A 9,111-nucleotide genomic window follows, 5' to 3' on the forward strand; every position below is an offset into this window, starting at 1 on the left:
ACGCGCACGCCTGAGCCTGTGCGGGGTGAGGTGCGGGTGGTGAAGCGGGATGCGGACAGTGGTGCGGTGTTGCCGGGGGCGCGGTTCGAGTTGTGGGAGGAGACGAACGGGGTCGCGGGTCTGCAGGTGTCGGGGGCGGGTGCGGACACGCGGGTGGGTGGTGTGTGTACGACGGACGCGCAGGGTGTGTGTGCGCGGACGGTCGAGGAGGGTGCGTACTACTGGCGTGAGGTGGGGGCGCCGGAGGGGTACGAGCTGCCGGATCCTGCGGTGTTCGGTCCGCTGGAGCTGAACGCGTCGAACGCGGAGCGGGGCGTGCAGGTCACCGCTTCCAACGCGCGCACCCCGCAGCCCGCACGCGGCAGCCTCTGGATCCACAAGACCGACGCCAAGAACGGTGAACCGCTCCCCGGCGCCGTGTTCGAGCTGTGGCGGGAGACCAACGGCGTCGCCGGCCTCCAGACGGGCGGCGCTCGGCCCGACACCCGGCAGGGAGCCGGCTGCTCCACCGACGAGATCGGCGTCTGCTCCTTCACGGAGCTCCCCGCGGGCACGTACTACCTCCGGGAGACCGCCGTGCCCGAGGGCTACGTGCTGCCGGAGGACCCCGTGACCGGCCCGTACGTCCTCACGGAGGAGAACCTCGGCGAGGAGGTCGTCGTGGAGGTCGCCAACCAGCGCGGCGAGCCCGGCAAGGGCGGCAAGGGCAGGGACCGCACCCTGTGACGGACACTCGCCGGGGACTCCACCCCCGGGGTGCGGCGGGTCCGGCAGGGTCCCGCTGACGCACCCGACCCGGTGTCACCGGTCCGGCCGCTCATCCCTGGGCGGCCGGACCGGCCCGCTGGTAAGGGTGGATCCACACGCGGCGACTGCGGCGGACGGGCATCGGAAGGCGGGCAGACATGACCAGGACGGGTTTCCTCGGCGCACTGGCTCTCGTCCTGGCCCTCGGGCCCGCCGGGAGCGGCGCCGCCGCCGGGGCGGAACCGGACTGCACCGCCCCCACCGGCCCCTACCAGCGGCCGATGGAGGAGGCCCTGGGCAGGCCCGTCGACGGCGTCCAGTCCCCGGGGGACTGCGTGGCCGTCCGGCGGTTCCAGCAGGACAACGGCGTCGAGCCGGCCGACGGCTACGCCGGCCTCGCCACGTACCGCCACCTCGTGGCCGTGCGGGCCCGCACCGACCCCAACGCCGAAGGCCGCTGCCCGGAACGCGACCGGCTCGTCACGTGCGTCGACCTCGACCGTCAGATCCTGTGGGTGCAGGAGTCCGGCACGGTGGTCTTTGCACCGGTGCCCATCCGCAGCGGCCGCGACAGCGAGGAGACCCGGCCCGGCCTGCACTCCGTCTACTGGCGCAGCAAGGACCACGTGTCGACCCTGTACGACGTGCCCATGCCGTACGCCCAGTTCTTCGACGGCGGCCAGGCGCTGCACGGGCGCCCGGAAGGGCTCTTCGACGGCGGCGGCTCCGCCGGCTGCGTGAACCTGGCGATGGACGACGCGGCCGCCCTGTGGGATCTGCTGTCGCTGGAGGACCTGGTGTACGTCTGGGGCACGAAGCCCGGCACTGCCGGCTGACCCCCCGGCGGGGTCACGTTCCGCCCGGCGCCGGCCGGTGGAGCAGCCCGCCGTCCGCCGGATAGGGCTCCTCCACCGGGAGGAGCCGCCCTGCGGCGGCCAGGTCGCCCCCGCGCACCAGCGCGTGCACCTCGCGGGCGAGCGGGGTGACGTCCCGTATGGACACCGTCCACTCGTCGGCGTACCGCCGGGCCGCCTCGCCGGTGAGCCCCAGCTGCAGGGAGCGGTACGGCAGCGGCTGCAGCCGCAGGTCCCGCTCCGGGTCCCACTGCACCCGTGCGGGGGCGCGCCGCAACTCCCGTCGCCAGGCGGCCCGGTCGGTGTGCAGGCCGCGCGCGTAGTGGGACAGGCAGGCGTGGCGCAGCGCCCAGTCGAAGCCCTCGCGGCGGATCTCCACCGCCAGGACCGTCTGCTGCCCCTCCTTCAGCCCCCAGCCGCAGCGGTACATCATCCACAGGAACGATGGCTTGATCCAGGTCATCCGGTCGCGCTTCCAGGCCGGTGGGAACCGGCCGTCGCGGGCGGCGGTCAGTCCGAGGGCGGGAGAGTACGCCTGGTAGACGGTGACCGTGGCGTCGGTGTGGACCGCCCGGATGCGGCGGTACGGCTCGCTCATGCGCCTCAGGGTGGACCGGCCTCCCCGTCCCGGGCCACCGGATTTCCGGTGCCTGGGCGGGACGCGCACACCGGCGGCCCGCGCCCGGTGCCGCCCGCGCCGCGGGGTGCGCGGGGCGGACCCGCGGGTGTCCCGGACGGGCCGCGGGGCCGGTGGGCGGGGTGCGGTGAGGCCCTTCGAGGGAGCGTACGGTCGGGGCGGCGCACCCGGGACGGAGGGCGGAACGGACGCGTCCGCTCGGGGCGCGGTGACCGGTCCGGGGAAAGACTCGCGCCGAAAACTGTTGTCGATCTTGCCCCGCTGACGTCCAGTGGACTATACCTGTCGGCACCCGTCGCGTCCGCGGACGCGGCTCCGGTACGACGGCGCACCACCCTGCACAGACCTGTACGACTCGGCACGACCCAGTTGCAGCAGACCGCGGTGGCGCGGCCGTTCGCCCAGGCAGGCCGTATCGGGCGACCGGCGCACCGCCCGAGTCCTGGAGAAGGCGAGGACGTGAGCATGGGATCCCCCTCCGACCACCGTGACGCACCCGACCGGCGCGACCTGATCAAGCGGGCCGCCGCACTCGGCCTCGTCTCCGTCCCCGCCCTGGGCTTCCTGTCCGCCTGCGCCACCGGCGGGGGCGGCGGCGAGGGCGGCCGGGGCCAGGCGCCCGCCGGCGAGAAGACCGAGAAGAACCCGCTGGGCGTCAAGGAGGGCGTGCCGCTGGAGGCGTTCATCTTCAAGGGCGGTCTCGGGGACGAGTACGCCAAGGACGCCGAGGCCGACTTCAAGGCCGTCTACAAGGCCGAGGTCAAGCACACCGGCACGCAGCAGATCGGACCCAAGCTCACCCCGCGCTTCGCCGGCGGCAACCCGCCGGACGTCATCGACAACTCCGGCGCCGACCACCTCGACATGAACAAGCTGTCCTCCCAGGGCCAGCTCCAGGACCTCACCGCCCTCCTCGACGCGCCGTCGATCGACGACCCGGCGAAGAAGGTCCGCGACACCATCCACCCCAGCACCGTGGAGAAGGGCCGGCACGGCTCCGCCTTCGACGTGCTGTACTACGCCTTCACCGTCTACGGGACGTGGTATTCCGACAAGCTGCTGGAGGACCGCGGCTGGGCGTACCCGAAGAGCTTCGACGAGATGGTCGCGCTGTGCGGCGAGATCAAGAAGGCGGGGCTCGCGCCCTGGACGTACGCCGGGAAGTACCCCTACTACGTCCACTTCAACCTGTTCGCGCAGATCGCCAAGATCGGCGGCATGGAGAAGTGGATCGCCATCGACAACCTGGAGCCGAACGCCTGGACGTCGAACGACGCGGTGCGGCAGACCGTCGAGCACTACGAGGAGCTCGCCGCGAAGGGCTACTTCCTGGAGGGCAGCAAGGGGCTGACGCACATCCAGTCGCAGACCGCCTGGAACAAGGGGAAGGCCGTCTTCCTGCCCAACGGCTCATGGGTCGAGAACGAGGCGGCACCCACCACCCCCGCGGACTTCCGCATGGCCGTGGGCGCCCTCTTCGACGGCGGCGCCGGGGACGCGATGCCGCACGGCACCCTGCGGGCCGAGCCGAGCGAGCCGTACATCGTCGCCGCGAAGGGGAAGAACCCCGTCGGCGGCATGGAGATGCTGCGCATCATGCTCTCCCGCAAGCACGCCCAGAACTTCGCCACCAAGGTGAAGTCCCTGACGTGCGTCGTCGGCGCGACCGAGGGCATGAGCCTGTCCCCGGGCCTGGCGTCGGCGAGCCGGGTGTTCGAGGCGGCCGGCGACGACGTCGTCAGCCTCCACCTCCAGGAGTGGTACCCGGCGCTCACCGACGACAAGATCGGCGGCCTCACCGGGCAGCTCCTCGCCGGGGAACTGAAGGCCGCCGACTGGATCAGACGAGCGCAGGCGGAAGCCGACAAGGTGGCCAAGGACAGCTCCGTCACCAAGTTCACCCGCACCGCCTGACGCCACCACCGAGCCGTACCGCCGCATCCACCACGGCCACCGCCACCAGCCGCACCGTCGCGTCCGCCGCCGTCGGCAGTGCCACCCGCCCGTGCCGCCCTGGCGGCGGCCACCCGGCGGCGCAGGTCCGAACGGCCGCGCGGCGGTGCGAGCGGCAGCACCGTCGCACCGCGGCGCGGCGGCAGCACCGGAAACGGGTCCGAAGAGGAGGACCGGGGAGCCCATGCAACACGGCAAGTACCGGATCATCGTGGGCTTCCTGGCCCTGCCCCTGCTCGTCTACGGCGTCTTCGTCGTCTCGCCCTTCGTCCAGGCGTTCCAGATCTCCATGACCGACTGGTCCGGACTGGTCGGCAGTGCGCGCTTCGTCGGCTTCGACAACTTCGTGCGCCTCTGGGGCAGCGACGACTTCTGGAACGCCCTGCGCCACAACGTCTCCATGCTGGCCCTCGTGCCCGTGGTCACCCTGGGGCTCGGCCTGGTCTTCGCGTTCATGCTGAACGTGGGCGGCCGGCGGCGCCGTGGAGACCTCGTCACCGGGGTGGCGGGCTCCCGGTTCTACAAGTTCGTCTTCTTCTTCCCGCAGGTCATCTCCATCACCATCATCGCCGTCATCTGGTTCAACATCTACAATCCCGACCCCGACGACGGCATGCTCAACGCCCTGCTCGGCGCCCTCGGCCTGGAGGGGCTGCAGAACGCGTGGCTGGGGGAGAAGAGCATCGCCCTCTGGTGCATCAGCGCCGTCATGGTCTGGGGTCACGTCGGCTTCTACGTCGTGCTGTTCTCCGCCGCGATGGCCTCCATCCCGCGCGACGTCTACGAGGCGGCACTGCTGGACGGCGCGGGGCGCTTCCACACCTTCTTCCGCATCACCCTGCCGCTGCTCTGGGACACCGTCCAGACCGGCTGGGTCTACATGGGCATCATCGCCCTGGACGCCTTCGCCCTGGTGCAGATCATGTCGGTGAACATGGGCGGCCCGGACGGCGCCACCGACGTCATGCCGCTGCGGCTCTACCAGACGGCGTTCCGCGACAGCCAGTACGGCTACGCCGCCGCCATGGGCGTCGCCATGCTGGTCGTGACCATGACGTTCGCCGTCCTCGCGCTGCGCCTTGGGCGCCGCGAGCGGATCGAGTACTGAGGGGACGACGACGCCGATGGCGACAGAAGAGATCCAGAAGACCGACGGAACCCGCGGGACCGCGGCCCGGCCCCGCGGGACGGCGGGCGTGACCGGGGCGCTCGGGCCCGCCCCCGGGCGGCTCGCCGAGGGCCGGACGCTGAACGTCTTCTCGCACGGCATCCTCGTGCTGTGGGCGCTCATGGTGGGCGTACCGCTGCTCTGGGTGCTGTGGAGCTCCTTCAAGGACAGCAACGGCATCCTGAGCGACCCCTGGGGACTGCCCACGGTGCTCCGCTGGGAGAACTGGGCGAACGCCTGGAACCAGGCGAACATGGGCCGCTACTTCCTCAACACGGCGATCATCGTGGGCGGTTCCGTGGTCGGCACGATGGTGCTGGGCTCGATGGCCGCGTACGTGCTGGCCCGCTTCACCTTCCCCGGCAACCGGTTCGTCTACTACCTGTTCGTGGCCGGCATGTCCTTCCCGGTCTTCATGCTGGTGATCCCGCTCTTCTTCGTCCTGCGGGACTTCCCCGGCGGCTCCCTGCTGGCGACGCACCACGGGCTGATCCTGGTGTACATCGCGTACTCGCTGCCGTTCACGGTCTTCTTCATGACCGCGTTCTTCCGGACGCTGCCGACGTCGGTGGCGGAGGCGGCGCTGATCGACGGGGCGTCCCACACCCGGACGTTCTTCCAGGTCATGCTGCCGATGGCGAAGCCCGGCCTGATCAGCATCGGGATCTTCAACTTCCTGGGGCAGTGGAACCAGTACCTGCTGCCGATGGTGCTGAACCAGGAGGAGGACACGTACGTCCTCACGCAGGGCCTCGCCATGATCGCCCTGCAGAACGGCTACGAGAACGACTGGGGCGCGCTGATGGCGGGCATGATGATCGCCATGCTGCCGGTGCTCGTCGTGTACGCGGCCTTCCAGCGGCAGGTCCAGGCGGGGCTCACCGCGGGTGCCCTGAAGTAGCGCGGACGGCCGCCCGGCCACCGCGCGCCTGCCCCTGAGGCCGGCCACCTCCCGCCTGCCGCTCCTCCTGCCACCCGCATCCCACCCCATTGCCCACCCCCCTGCCGCCGCCGCCCGTCCGACCGCCCGCGCCGCCCGGCGCCGGAGTCGTCGGCCCCGGCGACCGTACGAACCGTGAACCGCCGCCCCGTGGTCTCGGCCACCGGGCTGGCGGTTTCTGTATGGGTGTTTCCCGACATATCGGTTTTCTCGTGACATTACCCGCTCATAGGAGCTTCGTGATGCTCAAGGCCTTGACGGGGGGCAACCGTAAACGCTCAGCTTAGAGTTCACATGTTGGAGAAAACGGCAGGAGTGAGTGGGTCGATGGAGACTCCCGGGTCGCAGACGTCGCTGCATCGGGCCAATCTTGAGCGGGTCGTACGGGCCGTGAGGATGGCCGGTTCCCTCACCCAGGCGGAGATCGCCCGGGCCACCGGGCTGTCCGCAGCGACGGTCTCCAACATCGTGCGGGAGCTCAAGGAGGGCGGCACGGTCGAGGTCACGCCCACCTCGGCGGGCGGCCGCCGGGCCCGCAGCGTCTCGCTCAGCGGTGACGCCGGCATCGTGATCGGCGTCGACTTCGGCCACACCCACCTGAGGGTCGCCGTCGGCAACCTCGCCCACCAGGTGCTTGCCGAGGAGGCCGAGCCGCTCGACGTGGACGCCTCCGCCGCGGACGGCTTCGACCGCGCGGAGCAGCTGGTCAAGCGGCTCATCGCGACCACCGGAATCGGCCAGGACAAGGTGGTCGGGGTCGGCCTCGGCGTCCCCGGGCCCATCGACGTCTCGTCCGGAACGCTCGGTTCCACCTCGATCCTCCCGGGCTGGAGCGGCATCAACCCCGGCCAGGAGCTCTCCGCCCGCCTCGGGGTGCCCGTGTACGTCGACAACGACGCCAACCTCGGCGCGCTCGGCGAGCTGGTGTGGGGCGGCGGCCGGGGCGTGCGCGACCTCGCGTACATCAAGGTCGCGAGCGGCGTCGGCGCGGGACTCGTCATCGACGGGCAGATCTACCGCGGCCCCGGGGGCACGGCGGGGGAGATCGGCCACATCACGCTCGACGAGTCCGGGCCGGTCTGCCGCTGCGGCAACCGCGGCTGCCTGGAGACCTTCGCGGCGGCCCGGTACGTCCTGCCGCTGCTCCAGCCGAGCCACGGCCCCGACCTCACCATGGAGCGGGTCGTCCAGCTGGCCCGGGAGGGCGACCCGGGCTGCCGCCGGGTGATCGCCGACGTGGGGCGGCACGTCGGCAGCGGCGTCGCCAACCTCTGCAACCTGCTCAACCCGAGCCGGGTGGTCCTCGGCGGGGACCTCGCGGAGGCCGGCGAGCTGGTTCTGGTGCCCATCAGGGAGTCCGTGTCGCGCTACGCCATCCCCAGCGCCGCCCGTCAGCTCTCCGTGGCGCCCGGGGCCCTCGGGGGCCGCGCGGAGGTGCTGGGTGCCCTCGCGCTCGTGCTCAGCGAGATGGGCGACTCGACGCTGCTGGACACCTCCGCCTCCGCCGGCCGCCCGTCCGGGCCCCGCAGCGCGTCCCGGGCCGCCGCGGAGGCGACTACGGGTGCGTTCATTTAGATAACGCATGGCACCGTTGTCATCTCGTTAAACATTTACTCCTTGACGGTAGGGGGAGCGGCCGAGTTGACTCACAGCCACCTCGGCCGCAGTGACGCGGCCTCGTCAGGGAGGTAACCCACATGAACGCAATGACGCGTCGCGTCGTCATAGGCACGGCCGCGGTCTCCATGGCCCTTTCCCTCGCCGCGTGCGGCCAGGCCGGCGGCGACAGCGCCGGCGACAAGGGCGACGGCAAGACCATCGGCCTGCTGCTCCCCGAGAACAAGACCACGCGCTACGAGACCTTCGACCGCCCGATCATCGAGGCGAAGATCAAGGAGCTCTGCGAGGACTGCGAGGTCAAGTACAACAACGCCGCGCAGGACACCGAGACGCAGAAGAAGCAGTTCGACGCGCTCGTCACGCAGGGCGTCAAGGTGATCATCCTCGACGCGGTCGACTACAAGGCGACGAAGTCCTGGGTGGAGCAGGCCGACAAGAAGGGCGTGAAGGTCGTCGCGTACGACCGCCTCGCCGAGGGCCCGATCGCCGCCTACGTCTCGTACGACAACGAGAAGATCGGCCGCCTCCAGGGCGAGGGCCTCGTGAAGGCGCTCGGCGACAAGGCCAAGGACGCCAACGTCGTCATGATCAACGGCTCGCCGACCGACCCGAACGCCCCGCTGTTCAAGAAGGGCGCCCACAGCGTCCTCGACCAGCAGGTCGGGAAGATCGTCTACGAGCAGGACATCCCGGACTGGTCCCCGGACGAGGCCAGCAAGAAGATGGGCGCCGCCATCGACTCGCTCGGCAAGGACGGCTTCGACGGCGTCTACTCCGCCAACGACGGCATGGCCGGCGGCATCATCACCGCCCTCAGCAAGCAGGGCGTCAAGGTCCCGGTCGGCGGCCAGGACGCCGAGCTCGCCGGTCTCCAGCGGATCCTGAAGGGCGACCAGTCCTTCACGATCTACAAGCAGATCCGCCCCGAGGCCGAGACGACCGCCGAGATCGCCGTCGCCCTGCTCAAGGGCGAGAAGTGGGAGCACCTGACCCCGACCACGGTCACCAGCCTGACGGGCGAGTTCAAGGGCATCCCGGCGAAGCTGTACGACGCGCAGGTCGTCACCAAGGACAACATCGCCGACACGATCATCCTCGACAAGGTCTACACGGCCGCCGACATCTGCACGGCCGAGTACAAGGCCGCCTGCGACGCCGCCGGCATCAAGTAGCCGAAGGCCCCGGGCTGCGG

Annotated in this window: 8 protein-coding genes; 7 read left to right on the top strand and 1 reads right to left on the bottom strand. The window is 70.9% G+C overall.

Going from position 1 to position 9,111, the window contains the following annotated elements; genetic code table 11:
• A partial coding sequence (locus BJP40_RS35520; RefSeq protein WP_256220733.1) for a collagen binding domain-containing protein occupies positions 1-726 on the top strand: 726 nt, incomplete at its 5' end.
• 179 nt (positions 727-905) lie between these two features.
• Positions 906-1,583: a L,D-transpeptidase gene (locus BJP40_RS13220; RefSeq protein WP_071280536.1), complete on the top strand. Its 678-nt coding sequence runs from the start codon at positions 906-908 to the stop codon at positions 1,581-1,583.
• 13 nt (positions 1,584-1,596) lie between these two features.
• On the opposite strand, the gene BJP40_RS13225 is transcribed toward BJP40_RS13220, so the two are convergent.
• Positions 1,597-2,199, bottom strand: a complete 603-nt coding sequence (locus BJP40_RS13225) for a DUF4291 domain-containing protein (RefSeq protein WP_071280537.1) — start codon at positions 2,197-2,199, stop codon at positions 1,597-1,599.
• Between the two features lie 504 nt (positions 2,200-2,703).
• On the opposite strand from BJP40_RS13225, the gene ngcE reads away from it, so the two are divergent.
• From ngcE to BJP40_RS13250, 5 genes are all read left to right on the top strand, one after another.
• Entirely contained in the window at positions 2,704-4,152 is a 1,449-nt protein-coding gene (gene ngcE, locus BJP40_RS13230; RefSeq protein WP_071280538.1) for an N-acetylglucosamine/diacetylchitobiose ABC transporter substrate-binding protein, read from the top strand.
• A 223-nt stretch (positions 4,153-4,375) separates the two neighbouring features.
• Positions 4,376-5,299 carry a carbohydrate ABC transporter permease gene (locus BJP40_RS13235; RefSeq protein WP_071280539.1) on the top strand — a complete coding sequence of 308 codons (924 nt, stop codon included), beginning with the start codon at positions 4,376-4,378 and terminating at the stop codon, positions 5,297-5,299.
• A gap of 16 nt (positions 5,300-5,315) precedes the next feature.
• Positions 5,316-6,260 carry a carbohydrate ABC transporter permease gene (locus BJP40_RS13240; protein WP_071280540.1) on the top strand — a complete coding sequence of 315 codons (945 nt, stop codon included), beginning with the start codon at positions 5,316-5,318 and terminating at the stop codon, positions 6,258-6,260.
• Between the two features lie 366 nt (positions 6,261-6,626).
• Entirely contained in the window at positions 6,627-7,874 is a 1,248-nt protein-coding gene (locus BJP40_RS13245; RefSeq protein ID WP_071280541.1) for an ROK family transcriptional regulator, read from the top strand.
• Between the two features lie 122 nt (positions 7,875-7,996).
• Positions 7,997-9,091, top strand: a complete 1,095-nt coding sequence (locus tag BJP40_RS13250) for a sugar ABC transporter substrate-binding protein (protein WP_071271907.1) — start codon at positions 7,997-7,999, stop codon at positions 9,089-9,091.
• Positions 9,092-9,111: the final 20 nt, after the last annotated feature.

The sequence above is a fragment of the Streptomyces sp. CC53 genome (assembly GCF_001865245.1).
Lineage (GTDB): Bacteria > Actinomycetota > Actinomycetes > Streptomycetales > Streptomycetaceae > Streptomyces.